Here is a 15,663-nt window from a genome sequence, read left to right on the forward strand (position 1 = left end):
AAGCCTCGGCTCAGCGCAGGCCGCGCACGAACTCCCGCACGTCGGCGATGAGCGTCGCGGGCTCCTCGAGCGCGGCGAAGTGCCCGCCGCGGCCCTCGATGTCCGTCCACCGCACGATGTGGTGGTCGTGCTCGACGAAGCGGCGTATCCCGACGTCGTGCGCGAAACAGATCACAGCGGTCGGCACGCCCGAGTTGGCCGGCTTGTCGCCCCACTGCGTGTTCTGCGCGTAACCGACGTACGCCGCCGAACCGGCCGACGCCGTGAACCAGTACAGCGAGGCGTTCGCCAACAGGAAGTCGAGTCCGACGACGTCTTCGGCGGAGGCGTCGAGCGGATACGTCCACGCACGGAACTTGTCGAGCATCCACGCAAGCTGGCCGACGGGAGAGTCGCTGAGCACTTCGCCGACGAGACCGGGCCGCGTGCTCTGGATGGCGATGTAGCCGAACTCGTTCTGCATGAACTCGCCGACTCGTCGCAGCCGATCGCGCTCGAGGTCGGTCAGCGATGCGGCGGTCTCCTCGTCGACCTCGGGCGTGAACCCGAGCGTCCCGTTCACGTGAACGCCGATGACTCGGTCAGGGGCGACGCGTGCGACCTCGGGCGCCACTGCTGCCCCGATGTCACCGCCGTGGGTGGCGAAGCGGTCGTAGCCGAGCCGGCTCAGGATCTCCACGAACGCCTCGGCGATGCGCCGTGTGGTCCACCCGCCCGTGACCAGCGGCGTGGAGAAGCCGAAGCCGGGAAGGGAGGGGATGACGACGTCGAATGCGTCCGCCGCATCCCCGCCGTGCGCGGCCGGGTCGGTCAGGGGGCCGATGAGTCCGAGGAATTCCAGGAACGATCCGGGCCAGCCGTGCGTGAGCAGCAGGGGAACCGCTCCGGGGACGTTCGAGCGCACATGCACGAAGTGGATGACCTGGCCGTCGATCTCCGTCGTGAACTGGGGGATCTCGTTGAGGCGGTCTTGATGGGTGCTCCAGTCGAATCTCTCCCACTTCGCCACAAGATCGTGCAGGTAGTGGAGGGGCACACCGGTGTCCCAGTCGTCGCCGGGAAGAGGCTTCGGCAGACGCGCATCCTGCAGGCGATGCCGGAGGTCTTCGAGTTCGTTCGGCGAGACTGCGGCGCGGAAGGGACGGATGCTGGGTGATTCGCTCATGACCCCAGTCTGCGGCGAATTGCGGCCATAATACGGCCGCAATATCGACTCGGTGGCCGGGGTCGGCGGAGGCTACCGACTGGGGGTGGGCGCCGCCATCCCACCGCTCGTGCTCTCCGCAGACGAAGCTGTCGCCATCGCGGTGGGCCTGCGAGCGGCGGCGGGTACGACGGTGACGGGAATCGAGGATGCAGCGGCCAGGGCCCTCGTGAAGCTCGAACAGTCGCTGTCGCCGCAGACGCGCGAGCACATCTCGGCGGTCGAACAGGCCATCGTTCCGCTCGGCACGACGGGCAACGTCGACCTCGACACTCTGGTCGCTGTCGCCCGCTCGATCCGCGAGTCCCGGGCACTGCAGATCGACTATCGCCGCCACGACGGCACGGAACTGCGACGCAGTATCGAGGCGCACCGCATCGTGCACACCGGCACCCGCTGGTACGTGGTCGCGTGGGATCCGGATCACGGTGGCTGGCGAACGCTGCGTCTCGACCGGCTCCACCCTCATCTCCCGCTGGCCGGATCGTTCGTTCCGCGGGACATCCCGGATGACGCCGTGCGCACGTTCACGACCCGCAGCATCACCTCCGCCCCGTACCGCCACCGATACCGGGTGCGGATGCACGCGCCCGCCGCCGAGGTGACGACGCACTTCGGCCCGACGGTCGCCGACGTCACATCCATCGACGAGGATTCATGCGAGCTCACAGCCGGCAGCAACTCCCCCGAGGAGTTCGCCCTCTATGTAGGGATGACGGGAATCGACTTCGACGTGCTGGAGGGCGACGACCTGCGACGCTCGCTCGCCTCGCTCGGCGCGCGCCTCGGTCGCGCCTCACAGACCTGACCCTGCAGGGCCGCCCGAACCACCGAGTACGGGTCGAAGGGATGCCACGAGGGCCGTGACGCGTTGGGCTCAGCGCCGAACCAGTCGTCCTGACTCCGACCGTACCTGCCAGGTCGGCCTGGCTGAGCCCCTCAGACGCGGCCAGCTGGGCGAGCACGCCGAACTCCACCGGGCTGAGACCCAAGAGGTCCGACTCACGGTGTTGTGGCAATCACCGGCGTTACTGGAGACGTGCGAGGCAAGACGCTGCAGGCTCTGATCTAACGCCATGCGGGTGGGCCAACTCGGCCGACGACGGTATCGATCGTCGTTTCGCTTACGACCCAGAGACGATGGACTCGCTCGAGTCACCGATGCCGCCGAAGAGATCCAGACGGCGGTCGTATTCGTCTCGCTTCCATCGCGAGCTCAACCGGTTCGCGCTCACTGCCCGGGCGACGTTCCGTACTTTCTCTGCTGACCGCCTCATGGTTCTCGCCTCGTGTTGGCCCACGTGCTGATGGCCGTCTGTCTTCGTCATGTCAGTTCCCTTAACAGCTGCACTCCGTCAAAGGAACGGAAAGCATATTTCTGTAGTCTGACAAGAAGCGTGGGTCTGTGGCAGCCCCAAAAGAAGGGGCGGTTCGCTGGGTGACAAAAGGCGCCCGGCGTGCAAAGGGGTTGGGTTGATGCTGCATCGGCCGTGCCGACCATGACGATCGTCGACGTCGGGGCTTGGGGCTCATCACACGTCCTCGCTTGCCGAGGCGCGCCACTTCTTAGACGGATGGGCTCGACGAGACACGCGAAACGGCCCGGTCGTATCGACTCAGGCCGTTCGGGACGCATACGGCGCCGGTCAGGGGCGCAGCAGGATCTTGCCGGCGCGACCCGGAGTGAAGTTCGCCGCCGCGGCCTCGCGCGCCTCGTCGAACGAGTAGGTGGCCTCGACGGGGAGGGTGATCGTCGAGTCCTGGATACGCTGCACCAGCTCCGAGAGCAGCGCACCGCGCTGGGCGGCCGGCATCTTCGCGCTCACCGTGCTGCCCCAGAAGCCTTTGACGGTGGCCTGCTTGAAGATCACGTCGCCGGAGCTTATCTCCATCACGGGCGACTGCATCGCACCGAAGACGACGAGCGTGCCGTTCTCGCTGAGCAGCGACAGCACCTCGCCGCTCGCCGGGCCTCCGACCGAGTCGACGCCGGCGAGGATGGGGGCGTCGCCCACGATCGCCTTCACGCGATCGCGCCAGTCGGCCGAATCGGTCGCGACGACGTTGCCGATGCCCTGGGCGCTCAGCTCGTCGACGCCCGCGGCACGGCGCACGAGTCCGATCACGTTGATACCGCGAGCGGCTCCGAGCTGGGCGACGAGACGGCCGACGGCACCGTTGGCGGCATTCTGCACGAGCCAGTCACCCTCGGCGAGGTCGAGGGACTCGAGCAGGCTGATGGCACTGAACGGCATGGAGACGAGCTGCGCGGCGACCTCGTCGGAGATGTCGTCTGAGACGGGCAGGAGGGCCTTGGCCTTGGCGACGAAGTACTCGGCCCAGACGCCGAAGGTGCCGCCGGTTGCGACGCGCTGGCCGATCTGGATGCCGGTGACGCCCTCGCCGAGCGCGTCGATCACGCCGACGGCCTCGGTGCCGGTGCGGGCCGGGAGCTCGGGCTTGAAGCCGTAGGTGCCGCGGATCGTCCACAGGTCGTGGTTGTGAATCGGTGACAGGAGAGTGCGCACGCGCACCTCCCCGGGCCCGGGCTCGGGCGTCGGAACCTCTTCGACAGTGAGGATCTCGGAGGGCTCTCCGAAGGTGGGGTGCATGACGGCGCGCATGGCGGTCTCGACTTTCTCTGGTGTTCGTGCAGCGGATGGGACGGTGAAGGAGATGGGCAGTGATCGAGGCCCGAGCGGCCCAGACAGCCCGGGCGGCCCGAGCGACTCAGACGACGAGCGAGATCACGGTCGCGACGACCGCGATCAGCGGGAAGGCGCCCTGGGTGATCGCGGCCCGGCGCTTTCCGGGGGTCGAGACGAAGAGAACGAGGGCGGCGGCGAGCATCGAGCCTGTGCCGACCAGCATCAGCGCCTCACCGATCCCCGACGACGATGTCAGGGCGAACACGATGCCGATCACGGTGGTCACTGCGAGGAACAGGTTGTAGAACCCCTGGTTCAGAGCGAGCGGCGCCGTCACCTCGACGTCGGCATCCGTCGCCGGGCCGAAGGTCGCTCGGGCTCGAGGGCCGCGCCAGGCGAGCGACTCCATGTAGAAGATGTAGACGTGCAGGGCTGCGGCGAGGGCCGCGCCCACGATGGACACGATGAGCATGACGACCTCCGTATTGTGAACTGACCATTTCACTATAGACCCGATCGGTGGCATACTGAAACAGTCAGTTCAGAAAACCCGGCAGGAGTCGAGCATGGGACGCATCCGTACCTTCACCGAGGTGGAAGTCGCCCGCACGGCCCGGCAGGTCTTCTGGGACCGCGGTTACGAAGACACCGCCCTGCCCGACCTCGAGCGGGCCACCGGCCTGAACCGGTCGAGCATCTACCATTCGTTCGGCAGCAAGCGCGGCCTGTTCGACGCAGCCGTCGAGAACTACCTCGACGAGGTCATCCGCCCGCGCCTCGCTCCCCTGCGCGGCGACACCGTCGAATCCGCCGCGCTCGAGACGTACCTCCTCGGGCTCCATGCCGCCATGACCGAAGGGCACACCGCCCTGGCCGCCAACGGATGCCTCCTGCTCAATGCGACCGGCTCCCCCCTCGGCCGCGACGCATCCCTGCAGACGGTGGTCGCTGCCTACTGCGACGACCTCCGCACCGCCATCACGGCCGGGGTCGCTGCCCGTCGCGCCGACCTCGACGAGGCAGAGCAGAAGAGTCTGGCGGTCACATGCACCGGTCTCGTCTTCGCCGCCATGGCCATCGTGCGGGTGAATGCCGCTGCCGCCGGCGACCTCATCGAGGCGGCGCTGGCGCAGGTGCGCCGCTAGTCCCACGCCCACACATCACCAACACAGCCAACACAGCCAACGCATCGCGCACGAACCGGAGGGCGCCTACTGGGGCTGCATCGCTCCGGCGAGGAACGAGGCGAACGCATCTGCCCCGAAGTGGTCTGCGGCGGTGACGGTCACGACGGTGTCGCCGACGAAGATCAGGAGTTGTCCGTTGGCGCCGTGCAGCCTCCAGGCGGGGCCCGGCCCCGCCCATCCCGCGAGCGCATAACGGTCGTACCCGGGGTTCTCACCGGCGACGACCCAGTCGGAGTGCATCGCATCGATCAGCCCGGCAGACACCAGCCGGCGCCCCTGCCACACCCCGCGGTCGCGGATGAGACGCCCCAGACGGGCGAGCTCCCCCGTTGTCAGCGCCAGGCCGTCGCCGGCGACGACGAACCCGTTCGGGCAGCGATCCCAGACGACACCGACGATGCCGAGGGGCTGAAAGAGACGCTGCTCGAGATACTCGGCCACATCGCCGACAACAGCGTGGAGTGCCCGCATCGCCGTGTACGTACTCGCGGTGGAGTACTGGAAGACCCGCCCCCGCGACGCGCGGCCGAGGAATTCGCGGGCCAGGTCGGGCCAGTCGGTCATCATCGTCTGCGACCAGGGGAAGTCGATTCCGCTCGTCATCGTCAAGAGGTGCCGCACCGTGACCTCGGCGACACCCGCTCCCAGCGCCGCCTCCCCCAGGTAGGCCGACACCGGCTCGTCGAGGTCGAAGACTCCCTCGTCAGCGGCGATGCCGGCCGCCAGCACGCACACCCCCTTCGCCACAGAGTGGATGTTCTCCCGCACCTCGGGCGTCCACCGGTGTTCGGCGGCATCCGCTCCGGCCAGGATGTGGATGCCGTGGGCGTCGAAGTCGTGCTCCCCCACCCACCGCACGGCCTGGTCGCGCAGGGTCTCGGCTCGGGTCACCCACCCATTCTGCCCTCGAAGCGAGACCTCCCGCCCGCGCTGCAGGACCCACGCCGCCCGACGCGTCAGGCGGCATCCCGCCCCTCGACCGGCCGACTCGCCTCGATCGCTGCGTCGCGCACACGGTCGTCGTGAAGTCGCCAGCCCGCCAGCACATAGCTGAGACCACGGTGATGCAGAGTCGTGAAGGCCAGAACGACCGAGACGAGCACGACGAGCGAGAGAAGCGTCGAGGCGACGGCGTTCTCGCTGATACCGACGACGGTGTATCCGCCGATCCCCGACGCCCACCTGATGAGACGGCCCGGCAACCTGGTCGGCGGCACAGGCGCCAGGCGCACCACGGTCTCTCCGATCGTTCGCCCCGTCCGCAGAATCCAGACCAGCTCCACCGCGGCCATGAGCAGAGGGCCGGCCACCGCCCGGAAGAACGAATCGACGGGCGTGACATCGGTCGCCCTGTCGAGGGTGACGACGGCGTAGACGAAGGAGACCGCGGCCGCACCGAGGCTGACGATCATCCAGTCGCAGAGCATTCCGAGCAGCCGGCGCAGCGCCGTGACGGGCCTCGGAGTGCCCGGCGCCGCGAGGGTCTGGCCCGGGATGACGCCGAGGAGCGGCGCAAGGAAGGCGCCGAGCAGAGACCCTGTGCTGTTGGCGATCAGATCGTCGACGTCGAAGAGCCGGTAGGCGCACGGGTAGAGGAACCAGTCGCCGGTGATCTGCGTCGTCTCGATGAGCAACGAGACCCCGAAACCGATCAGAGCCGTGACCAGAACGGTGCGTTTCGTGAAATACCGGACGATCATGCCCAGAGGAACGAATAATGCGACGTTGAAGACCACCTGCAGCAGGGCGGGATTCCGCAGGAACGCGTTGACTCCGCCGCCCTGGCCTGCTGCCTCCGTGAGGATGTCGTTGACGAACTGCCCGGGCACCAACTGCACGCCCGCCTGGTACACAGAGCAGAAATCCCCGTTGTTCTCCGGCAGGGGCAGCAGGGTGTACGTCACCACAGCGACGAGGTAGATCAGCACCAGGAAGTGCAGGAACACCACCCCGACGGTCAATCCGCCACGGCGCCGGTACTGGATCGCCACGAAAGGCACGACCAGCATGAGCGCGAGCAGAACGCCGAACACCGCGGCCGCAAAGGCCGGGAAAAGAGTTGTCGACACGCTGTCCTCCAAGCGTCCGTACGGTCACGTCGACCGTGCAGGCTGGCTGGGTCTTCGCGCTCCTCCTATCTTCCCTCGGATGCAGTCGACGCCGGTGGCCGCCCCACCGCGCCGCGGGCCACCGCCGACGGAGTTCTACGCTCTGTAGACTGAGGGGGGTTACAGGGCGAGGGATGCGGCATGGGCGAGAGAGCGGCACGTGCGCTCCGCGGTGTGCTCGCGGCCGGCTTCGCCGTCTTCGTCGCGGCGTTCTCCCATGTGGCGGTCGGCGGCACGGCGCCCGGGGTGGTGGGGCTGGCCCTCGGTTTCGCGTTCGCGGTTCTCGTCTGCGTCGGCCTGGCCGGGCGTTCGTTGTCGGTGCCCCGGCTGAGTGTGGCCGTCGGAGTGTCACAGCTCGTCTTCCACTGCATCTTCAGCCTGGGCGCGCCGAGCGACGTCACGGCGCTGTCGGCGGGGCATCACGGTAGCGTGGTCACCTTCGCGACCGCATCCGGAACGGGCGCCGCGGTGACGCAGGGCTGCGACTGGATGTGGGCAGCCCACGCCATCGCCGCCGTTCTCACCGTGCTTGCGCTGGCCAAGGGCGAACGCGGAATCCGCGCCCTTCTCGCGGCGGCCCACCTGCGTCTGCGCCGGCTGGTTGCGGCGCCGTTCGATGAGCCGTCGACTCCGGATGCCGCTATGCAGAACCGTGCCTGGCTCGAGCCGGCCGGGGTACACGATCTGGTGCTGTACCTGGGGTCGATGCGGCATCGAGGGCCGCCGGGCCGCCGCATCACCACCGTCTGAGACCGGCCCCACCCCGCGGGCCGCACACGTATTCTCGCGCGCTCGCGCCTTTTCATTTCTTTCGACCCCTGCTGGGAAGAAGTAGCACTGTGACCTCGAACACGACAGACACCACCCCTGAGACCGCGGAGACCCCTGAGACCAGGGAACCGAAGCTGATCACCTTCGCCCTCCCGAAGATCGGCTGGGTTGAGACCGTTCTTCTCCTGAGCATCCCCGGCGCCGTCGCCGTGGCCCTCGGCGGCATGATCTTCAGCGGCGCCTTCTCGAACTACACGCTCATCGACCCGGGCCTCCTCGTCACCCGGGGCCTCCCGGTCGCCCGGGTCATCCACGACGCCGCGGCCGCCGTGACCGTCGGCCTCCTCCTCCTCGCCACGTTCGTGCTTCCCGGTCAGAACACCGTGCCGGGCGTTGCGTCGTACACGCAGTGGACCGCCGCGCGGTGGGCCGCTCGCGCCGCGGCCGTCTGGGCTGCAGCGGGCATCGCGGTGCTCCTCTTCACCGCGGCGACGACGATCGGGGTTCCCCTCACCGATGAACGCTTCGGCAAGCAGTTCCTGTTCTTCGCCACCAGCATCGAGCTCGGCCAGTCCCTTCTCGTCTCCGTTGCGGGCGTACTCCTCGCGTTCGTGACGCTGCTGCTCAGCAAGCGGGTGTCGGTGATCGCGTTTGCGACCGCGGTGGGCGTTCTGGCGCTGCTGCCCCTGGCCCTCTCCGGGCACGCCGCCGGGTCTGATGAGCATGCGAATGCCGTCGACTCCCTGGCCATCCACCTCGTCGGCGTGACGGCCTGGGTCGGTGGCCTCATCGGCCTCATCCTGCTCCGCAAACGCCTCGGCACCTCCCTGCCCGCAGCGGTCGGCCGATACTCGACGATGGCCGTCTGGGCTTTCGCGGCCGTCGCCTTCTCGGGCATCATCAACGCCTCGCTCCGCATCTCCTCCCCCGCCGACCTGCTGCAGCCCTACGGACTGCTGATCGTGATCAAGGCGGCCATCCTGATCCTGCTCGGCCTCGCCGGGGTGTGGCAGCGGCAGCTGGTGATTCCGAAGCTCATCCGCGATCCCGGCAACCACAGGCACTTCGTGCGCCTCGCCGTCACCGAGGTGCTCTTCATGGCTGTCGCGATCGGCGTGTCGGTGGCTCTGTCGAAGAGCGCGCCCCCGGTCTCCCAGGGGTCGGTCGCCGGAGTCGACATCCAGCTCTCCCTGCTCGGGTTCCCGTTCCCACCCCCGGCGACCCTGCTGACGATGCTGACCCAGGTGCACGTCGACTGGGCGTTCGCGGGCGCCGCGGCTGTTCTCGCCGGCGTCTACATCGCCGGCGTGCTGCGGCTGCGGCGGCGCGGCGACAGCTGGCCGGTCGGCCGGACCGTCTCGTGGGTGCTCGGCTGCGTGCTGCTCGTCTACGTCACCAGCGGCGGGCCGGGGGTCTACGGGCAGGTCAGCTTCAGCACCCACATGATCCAGCACATGGGCCTGATGATGTTCGTGCCACCCCTCCTCGTACTCGGCGCCCCCATCCTGCTCGCCCTCCGCACCCTCCCCAAGAGGCACGACCACTCCCGCGGCCTCCGGGAATGGATCCTCATCGTCGTGCACTCCCGCTACATGAAGGTCATCTCCCACCCCATCGTCGCCGCGATCCTCTTCGCCGGCAGCCTGGTCGTGTTCTACTACTCCGACTGGTTCGAGTTCTCCCTCGACACCCACCAGGGGCACGTGCTCATGTGCCTGCACTTCCTGGCGACCGGTTACCTGTTCTTCTGGGTGATCATCGGTGTCGACCCCGGGCCGGCACGGCCCTCCTACCCCCTCCGCCTCATCCTGCTGCTCGCCACCCTCGCGTTCCACGCGTTCTTCGGCCTCGCGATCATGTCTTCTGACACCATCTTCGCGATCGACTGGTGGCACTCCCTCGGCTACACCGACGACACCGCACTCCTGAACGACCAACACGTCGGGGGCGGCATTGCCTGGGGCGCCGGCGAACTCCCCGTGCTCTTCGTCACCCTTGCCGTCGTGCGCCAGTGGGTCACTTCAGAGGAACGGGAAGCCAAGCGCTACGACCGCAACGCCGAGCGCACCGGCGACGCGGAGCTCGCCGAATACAACAACCGCCTCGCCGACATCGCGCGGCGGGACGGCTCGCGGTGACAGTCGCCCGGACGGCACGCGCTGACGGCCGGGGCGGCTCGCGCTAACTGTCGCCGGGGCGGCGCGCGCCGACGGTCGGCGGGGCGGCGCGCGGCCGGGTGTGGCCGCCGAACACCTTCAGGCCGATGACCGCCCCGACGATGCCGAGCAGAAAGACGACCTTCAGCACCGAGACGGTCTCCACGCCCGTGAGCATGGCGAAGCCGACCGTCAGTGCGGCGCCCACCCCCGTCCACACCGCGTAGGCCGTTCCGAGAGGGATGTGTCGCACCGCCCATCCGAGCCCGAGCATGCTGCCCACCAGGCCGACGCCGAAGACAGCCGTCGGCGCCGGCTCCGTCAGGCCAGCCGACTGGCCGAGGGCAGTGGCCCACACCGCTTCGAGAACAGCGGAGAGCAGGAGCACGATCCACGGCATCAGCTCACCACCTTCAACCCCACGACACAGCCGACGAGAACGACCAGCAGCACGATCCGCGCCACCGAGAGGCGCTCTTTCCCGGTCACGACGCCCCACACCACCGTCAAGGTGGCCCCGACGCCCACCCAGACCGCATACGCCGTACCCGTCGGAAGCTCCGTCATCGCATAGGCGAGACCCGCCATGCTCGCGGTCAACGCGACGAAGAACAGCACGACAGGTCGCCACCGACGGAACCCCTGTGACGCTGACAGGGCTGCCGCCCACACCGCCTCGAGCACGCCCGCTCCGACCAGAATCGCCCACATCATGACTGCCTCCTCGGCGAGTCAGTCTTGTCGTGGTGCGGGTACTGCTCCCTCGTCCGCAGGTCACCTGGCGTCAGGCCCACCTCAACGATACCCCGCCCCCGCCCGCCCGGGCGGCCGAGCGTTGCGGCTTGCGCATCCGCAGAGCCTGCGAAAGACTTAACTGCATGGAAAGTGACTTCGACGCCTTCGGGCACCGCTCTGGTGACACTCCACACGGCGACGGCCACGGTGACACGACTCGCCGAAACGACGAAGCCGCCGCTCGCGAAGCCCTGTCGGCACTGGATTCTGATCGCCGGATGCTGGCCGACCGCATCCGCACCCCCGCCTGGTACTACCCCCTGCTGGCCGTCGCGACAGCGTTCATCATCGGGTCGCCCGGAGCGGGGATGCCCGGCCAGCCCGTGCTCGTGGCCTTCGGATGCCTCGGAATCGTGTTCCTCTCGCTGGCCTACCAGCGCATCACCGGCCTCACCGTCACCCGCACCGCGGGCCCCCGGAGCCTCGCAATCGCCGTCGTGCTCGGCATCGTCATCGTGCTGCTGCTCGGCGTCTCATTCGCCCTGGCCGCGACCGGGCATGCCGCGTGGGTGTGGGTGACAGCGATCGCAGCCTTCGCCGCGATGTGGGCGGGCGGCAGCCTCTACGACCGGGCGTACAGCCGCGAGCTGCGCCGTGGCCGCTGACGACGGGTTCGACGAGCAGATCCACGCGCGCACCCGGCTGCGGGTGTGCGGGATGCTGCGGCCCGTCGATTCGGCCGAGTTCTCCGTACTGCGCTCGTCGCTCGAGATCTCGGAGGCCAACCTCTCGAAGACGGTCCGCAGCCTCGCCGAGATCGGATACCTGCGGGTCACCAAAGCATCGTCGTCGAGCCGCGGCGACCAGCGCCACACCACCACGGTCGCGCTCACGGCCGAGGGCCGCCGGGCCTTCGACGGGCACGTGGCCGCCCTCCGTCGCATCGCCGACGGTCTCGGCGGGTGAGGCGCGTCGCACGTCGCACGTCGAACGTCGCGCGTCGCGCGTCGCGCTGAGTCGCTGGCCTGCCCACGACCTGAGACGATGCAGGTATGGCTTCTCCCCCTCTACAGGCGCGCATCGCCGCCGGCCGCCGGCACTCCGTCGGGGTCACTGGGCTCGGCGCCGTGCTCACGGCCGGCCGGCCGAGCGCGGAGGAGCTGCGCGTCGCGGCGTGGGCCGACATCATGGCAGTGGCCGCGGGCAACGTCCATACGGCTTCCAACACGGGACGATCGCACACGGTCGGGCTGCGCCGGGACGGCACTGTGCTCGCGACCGGCTGGAACTCTGAGGGTCAGTGCGACGTCGACGGATGGACCGACATCGTGAGCGTCGCCGCCGGCTGGCGCCGCACGATCGGCGTGCGGAAGGATGGCACAGCCCTCGCAGCCGGTCGCCGCAACGAGGGCGCGTGCGACGTGGAGGGGTGGAGCGAGCTGGTCGCTGCCTCTGCGGGAGACTGGCACTCCGTCGGGCTCCGGGCGGACGGCACGGCCGTCACCGCCGGAAACAACCAGCGCGGGCAGTGCTCGGTGGCTGAGTGGCGGGGCCTCCGCGCAGTGTCCGCGGGATACCTCTGCACGATCGGCCTCACGCAGACCGGGCGGGTGCTCGCCACCGGGCACCTCACGGGCATGACGGAGGCGACGGGCACCTGGCGTGACGTGACGGCGATCTCTGCGGGCAGTTCTCACGCGGTTGCCGTGCGGGAAGACGGGCGGGTCGTCGCGGCGGGAGACAACAGCCGGGGGCAGTGCGACGTCGACCGCTGGCGCGATGTCGTGGCGGTCGCTGCCGGTTCGGCCCACACCATCGGCCTCCGGTCAGACGGCACCGTGCTCGCGACCGGCAACGACGACGACGCCCAGTGCCGGGTCGCGGGCTGGCACCTGGGCTGCGCCCGCTGACGGCCCCTCCCGCTCGCCCCTCGGTCTGGCGGGCTGTCGGGCTCGAGAGGCGCCGGCCACGGGTCGATCCGGTGCCCGGCGGCGGCGGGCTTCACCTCGGTTGCGACATCCTGCGCCTCGACTGGCCGGGCGAGCCTGCAGATGCCCGGGTGGCACGCGCCCACGGTGAGCGCAGTGGCGCCGGAAACCACAACGTAGCGTCGACGAAACACCGGCGACACATCAGCGCGATAGCGTCGACGGCATGACGACCTCCTCTGCCAACCGGGCCTTCCTGCCCTGGTTCTGCATGCGTCGTCGCAGCGGAGCTCACAACGTCTCCGTCTACTCTCTCGGCAGATAGTCCCCGCGCACGCACGAGAGCTCTGTCTCTCGACAGTGCGGCGTTCCGCGACTGCTGATCCTGCCGTCACCGGCCGGGCCGCGGTTGGCGACGCGGCAACCCGGGATGGGGCGCCGCGTTCTCTTGCTGGCGGCAAGCGTCTCGTCGCAGCATCCGCCGACGCCGACGACACCCCCGACACCGCCACCGCCTGAAGACATCGGTCGGCCCCGCTCGAGGGCCATCTGCGGCGCGCCTCCGCAACATCTTCTCCGTCACACCCTCCCCGTGGGCGCTTCACCGCACCCGCAGACGCTAGGAACCCATGCGAACCCTCTGGAAGAACGCTCTCCTGATGACGATGGACGACGACCGGCGCAGCTCCGTCGTCAGCGGCGATCTGCTCGTGGATGGCGACACCATCCACGCGGTCGGGCCGAACGCAGGCGTGGTCGCCACCGCGACGGCGGGGCGGGACGCGTCCTCCGCCGGGCGAGACGCCTCCCCGGGAACGACGACGGTCGACGCGACAGGGCTGATGATCATCCCGGGCCTCGTCAACGCACACACCCACTCCTGGGAGACCGTCTTCCGGGGAACGAGCGAGCGACTTCCCCTCGAGCTCTGGATGCTGGAGACCTACCCCCCGACGGCAGCCCACCCAATGTCGGCTCGCCTCGTCTACCTGCGCACGCTCGTCGCCGCGATGGATGCGCTGCACGGCGGCACGACGACGGTACTCGACGACGTGGGCGAGCTGCCGTGGCAGACGGCCGAGTCGCTCGGAGCCGTGTTCGACGCCTACGAGCACGCCGGAATCCGTGCGACCTGCACCGGCGGAGTGGCGGATGTCGCCTACGCAGACCGGCTGCCGTTCTCGTCTGGCCTGCTCACACCAGAAGCCGTCGAAGCGTCGCGTGCGGCGATGCCGCCCTCCCGTCGGGTGATCGACGACTTCGTGGCCCTCAGTGAGTACGCCTTCGCCACCCAGCACGGTCGGGGCGAGGGCCGGCTCTCGTACGCCGTCGCGCCGAGCGCTCCCCAGCGGAGTTCGGATGAACTGCTGCTCGCAGCCGCAGACCTCTCGGCGAGGCACGACGCGGTGCTGCACCTCCACCTGCTCGAGACGCGTCTTCAGGCGGCGATGGGCCGCGAGCGCTACGGCAGCACCATCGTCGAACACCTCGAGCGGCTCGACCTGCTCGGCCCGCGCACGGCACTCGCCCACGCGATCTGGCTGAGCCCCGGCGACATCGGCACGCTGGGTGCGTCGCCAGCCACGATCATCCACAATCCCGTCTCGAACCTGAAACTCGGCTCCGGCGTCTTCCCCTGGCGCCCGCTGGCCGACGCCGGCGCGACGCTTGCCCTGGGCACGGATGGCACGGCGAGCAACGATTCGCTCCGGATGCTCGACGCCATCAAGACCGCAGCGTTGCTGCAGTCCGTGGCTGATGCCGACCCCGCGGCGTGGCCGTCGAGCGACGAGGTGCTGTGGGCCGCGACGCGCGGCGGAGCCCGGGCGACAGGCCGCACCACGGAGGTAGGATCGCTCGAAGCCGGCAGGCGTGCAGACTTCGTCGTGCTCGACCTCACTCTCACCACCAACTTCACCCCTCTGAACGATGCGGCACGGCAACTCGTGTTCAGCGAGAACGGCGGATCGATCGTCGAGGTGTGGGTGAACGGGGAACGCGTCGTGCGGAACGGTCGCAGCACACGCATCGACGAACGGGCCGTTCTGGCCGAGTTCCGCGAGCTCGCGGCCGAGTACCTCGCCGGGCACCGTCAGACGGTGGCGGCGAACCGCGCAGACGCTCAGCCGATCAGGAACGCCTACGACCGGGTGTGTCAGACACCGTGGCCCGAACGAGAGGTTCTTTCATGAGAATCGATGACATCTGCCTTGTGGTGAGCGATGTGGACCGTTCCGACGAGTTCTACTCGACCACGCTCGGTCTCGAACGGCGCATGCGCAACGTGCGGTTCGTCGACTTTCGGCTCGGCGACGGCGCGCGCCTCGCGATGTGGGTCGAGCACTCGATCGCCGAGACCGTCGGGCCGAGCTATCCGGTCGGGCCGGGGATGCCGTTCACTGTCACCCTCGAAACCTCAGGTGCGGCGACCGAGGTCTTCGCCGACCCCGACGGCATCACGATCATCCGGAACCATCGTCTCGTCGAGAGCACACGTCTGGCTGCCGCGACCCTCGTGGTGAGTGACCTGGCACGGTCGGCGGCATTCCTCGAAACGCTCGGATTCCGCGCTGTGCGGGCCGACGCGCGCTGGATCGAGTTCGACGGCACGTCGATGTCGCTGACGATCACTCTCGACGTGCCATCCACCCCCGCGGCGCCCTCGACCGGTCGCGTCATGCTGGCGATCGAGCTCGAGACCGGTCCGGAGGTCGACGCGCTGTGGGCAGAGCTCCGCGGCAGCGGACTGGCCGACTCAGGGCCGCCGCGCGTCTACGAGTGGGGTTCCCGCTCGGTCTACTTCGTCGACGACGACGGCTACATCTGGGAGATCTACGCCTGGGTGGAGACGCCGCAGTGAGACTGCCCGACCTGCACGACCCCCACCCCCCCCCCCCCCCCCCCCCCCCCCCCCCCCCCCCCCCCC

General features: G+C 69.0%; 16 protein-coding genes and 1 riboswitch. Of the genes, 9 read left to right on the forward strand and 7 right to left on the reverse strand.

Annotation, left to right across the window (positions count from 1 at the left end):
• Nucleotides 1-10: 10 nt before the first annotated feature.
• Nucleotides 11-1,165: an epoxide hydrolase family protein gene (locus C5B96_RS12515; RefSeq protein WP_104245695.1), complete on the reverse strand. Its 1,155-nt coding sequence runs from the start codon at nt 1,163-1,165 to the stop codon at nt 11-13.
• Nucleotides 1,166-1,250: 85 nt separating this feature from the next.
• On the opposite strand from C5B96_RS12515, the gene C5B96_RS12520 reads away from it, so the two are divergent.
• The gene (locus C5B96_RS12520) at nt 1,251-2,012 is read left to right on the forward strand and encodes a YafY family protein (RefSeq protein ID WP_158507179.1); all 762 of its coding nucleotides are present in this window, start codon (nt 1,251-1,253) and stop codon (nt 2,010-2,012) included.
• Between the two features lie 838 nt (nt 2,013-2,850).
• On the opposite strand, the gene C5B96_RS12525 is transcribed toward C5B96_RS12520, so the two are convergent.
• Both C5B96_RS12525 and C5B96_RS12530 read right to left on the reverse strand, forming a co-directional pair.
• Complete coding sequence (locus C5B96_RS12525; protein WP_104245697.1) at nt 2,851-3,828, reverse strand: zinc-binding dehydrogenase; 978 nt, start codon at nt 3,826-3,828, stop codon at nt 2,851-2,853.
• A 106-nt stretch (nt 3,829-3,934) separates the two neighbouring features.
• Complete coding sequence (locus C5B96_RS12530) at nt 3,935-4,324, reverse strand: DUF1304 domain-containing protein (protein WP_104245698.1); 390 nt, start codon at nt 4,322-4,324, stop codon at nt 3,935-3,937.
• Nucleotides 4,325-4,418: 94 nt separating this feature from the next.
• Here C5B96_RS12530 and C5B96_RS12535 point away from each other — a divergent pair, with 94 nt between their 5' ends.
• A complete protein-coding gene (locus tag C5B96_RS12535; RefSeq protein ID WP_104245699.1) occupies nt 4,419-4,997 on the forward strand; it encodes a TetR/AcrR family transcriptional regulator in 579 nt (192 codons plus the stop codon).
• Between the two features lie 66 nt (nt 4,998-5,063).
• Here C5B96_RS12535 and C5B96_RS12540 read toward each other — a convergent pair whose 3' ends face one another.
• Entirely contained in the window at nt 5,064-5,930 is an 867-nt protein-coding gene (locus C5B96_RS12540; protein ID WP_104245700.1) for a serine hydrolase, read from the reverse strand.
• Between the two features lie 65 nt (nt 5,931-5,995).
• Nucleotides 5,996-7,108 (reverse strand): VanZ family protein, encoded by a 1,113-nt coding sequence (locus C5B96_RS12545; protein WP_146078169.1) that lies wholly within the window; start codon nt 7,106-7,108, stop codon nt 5,996-5,998.
• Between the two features lie 180 nt (nt 7,109-7,288).
• Here C5B96_RS12545 and C5B96_RS12550 point away from each other — a divergent pair, with 180 nt between their 5' ends.
• Together C5B96_RS12550 and C5B96_RS12555 are read left to right on the forward strand one after the other, a co-directional pair.
• Nucleotides 7,289-7,897 carry a hypothetical protein gene (locus C5B96_RS12550; RefSeq protein WP_104245702.1) on the forward strand — a complete coding sequence of 203 codons (609 nt, stop codon included), beginning with the start codon at nt 7,289-7,291 and terminating at the stop codon, nt 7,895-7,897.
• An 89-nt stretch (nt 7,898-7,986) separates the two neighbouring features.
• On the forward strand, nt 7,987-10,056 hold the full coding sequence (locus C5B96_RS12555; RefSeq protein ID WP_233189185.1) for a cytochrome c oxidase assembly protein: 2,070 nt from the start codon (nt 7,987-7,989) through the stop codon (nt 10,054-10,056).
• Nucleotides 10,057-10,099: 43 nt separating this feature from the next.
• On the opposite strand, the gene C5B96_RS12560 is transcribed toward C5B96_RS12555, so the two are convergent.
• Together C5B96_RS12560 and C5B96_RS12565 are read right to left on the reverse strand one after the other, a co-directional pair.
• Nucleotides 10,100-10,474 carry a multidrug efflux SMR transporter gene (locus C5B96_RS12560; RefSeq protein ID WP_104245703.1) on the reverse strand — a complete coding sequence of 125 codons (375 nt, stop codon included), beginning with the start codon at nt 10,472-10,474 and terminating at the stop codon, nt 10,100-10,102.
• On the reverse strand, nt 10,474-10,788 hold the full coding sequence (locus C5B96_RS12565) for a multidrug efflux SMR transporter (RefSeq protein WP_104245704.1): 315 nt from the start codon (nt 10,786-10,788) through the stop codon (nt 10,474-10,476). Before C5B96_RS12565 ends, C5B96_RS12560 begins: the two co-directional genes overlap by 1 nt.
• Nucleotides 10,789-10,800: 12 nt before the next feature.
• A riboswitch (guanidine-III (ykkC-III) riboswitch) is annotated at nt 10,801-10,869 on the reverse strand.
• 83 nt (nt 10,870-10,952) lie between these two features.
• Between C5B96_RS12565 and C5B96_RS12570 the strand changes: the two genes are divergently transcribed.
• The 5 genes from C5B96_RS12570 (at nt 10,953) to C5B96_RS12590 (ending at nt 15,597) form a co-directional block, all read left to right on the forward strand.
• The gene (locus C5B96_RS12570; RefSeq protein WP_104245705.1) at nt 10,953-11,474 is read left to right on the forward strand and encodes a hypothetical protein; all 522 of its coding nucleotides are present in this window, start codon (nt 10,953-10,955) and stop codon (nt 11,472-11,474) included.
• Nucleotides 11,464-11,775: a transcriptional regulator gene (locus tag C5B96_RS12575; protein WP_104245706.1), complete on the forward strand. Its 312-nt coding sequence runs from the start codon at nt 11,464-11,466 to the stop codon at nt 11,773-11,775. Before C5B96_RS12570 ends, C5B96_RS12575 begins: the two co-directional genes overlap by 11 nt.
• Before the next feature lie 86 nt (nt 11,776-11,861).
• Nucleotides 11,862-12,719, forward strand: a complete 858-nt coding sequence (locus tag C5B96_RS12580) for a chromosome condensation regulator (RefSeq protein WP_104245707.1) — start codon at nt 11,862-11,864, stop codon at nt 12,717-12,719.
• 647 nt (nt 12,720-13,366) lie between these two features.
• Nucleotides 13,367-14,929, forward strand: a complete 1,563-nt coding sequence (locus C5B96_RS12585; protein ID WP_104245708.1) for an amidohydrolase family protein — start codon at nt 13,367-13,369, stop codon at nt 14,927-14,929.
• Nucleotides 14,926-15,597: a VOC family protein gene (locus C5B96_RS12590; RefSeq protein ID WP_104245709.1), complete on the forward strand. Its 672-nt coding sequence runs from the start codon at nt 14,926-14,928 to the stop codon at nt 15,595-15,597. The genes C5B96_RS12585 and C5B96_RS12590 overlap by 4 nt, the downstream gene beginning before the upstream one ends.
• Nucleotides 15,598-15,663 lie beyond the last annotated feature (66 nt).

Source organism: Subtercola sp. Z020 (assembly GCF_002931235.1).
Classification (GTDB): domain Bacteria; phylum Actinomycetota; class Actinomycetes; order Actinomycetales; family Microbacteriaceae; genus Subtercola.

Excerpts from the sequence above, each read along its gene's own strand:
- C5B96_RS12515 (WP_104245695.1), bottom strand. The coding sequence starts at position 1,165 with ATGAGCGAATCACCCAGCATCCGTCCCTTCCGCGCCGCAGTCTCGCCG.
- C5B96_RS12525 (WP_104245697.1), bottom strand. The coding sequence starts at position 3,828 with ATGCGCGCCGTCATGCACCCCACCTTCGGAGAGCCCTCCGAGATCCTC.
- C5B96_RS12530 (WP_104245698.1), bottom strand. The coding sequence starts at position 4,324 with ATGCTCATCGTGTCCATCGTGGGCGCGGCCCTCGCCGCAGCCCTGCAC.
- C5B96_RS12535 (WP_104245699.1), top strand. The coding sequence starts at position 4,419 with ATGGGACGCATCCGTACCTTCACCGAGGTGGAAGTCGCCCGCACGGCC.
- C5B96_RS12550 (WP_104245702.1), top strand. The coding sequence starts at position 7,289 with ATGGGCGAGAGAGCGGCACGTGCGCTCCGCGGTGTGCTCGCGGCCGGC.
- C5B96_RS12560 (WP_104245703.1), bottom strand. The coding sequence starts at position 10,474 with ATGCCGTGGATCGTGCTCCTGCTCTCCGCTGTTCTCGAAGCGGTGTGG.
- C5B96_RS12565 (WP_104245704.1), bottom strand. The coding sequence starts at position 10,788 with ATGATGTGGGCGATTCTGGTCGGAGCGGGCGTGCTCGAGGCGGTGTGG.
- C5B96_RS12570 (WP_104245705.1), top strand. The coding sequence starts at position 10,953 with ATGGAAAGTGACTTCGACGCCTTCGGGCACCGCTCTGGTGACACTCCA.
- C5B96_RS12580 (WP_104245707.1), top strand. The coding sequence starts at position 11,862 with ATGGCTTCTCCCCCTCTACAGGCGCGCATCGCCGCCGGCCGCCGGCAC.
- C5B96_RS12585 (WP_104245708.1), top strand. The coding sequence starts at position 13,367 with ATGCGAACCCTCTGGAAGAACGCTCTCCTGATGACGATGGACGACGAC.
- C5B96_RS12590 (WP_104245709.1), top strand. The coding sequence starts at position 14,926 with ATGAGAATCGATGACATCTGCCTTGTGGTGAGCGATGTGGACCGTTCC.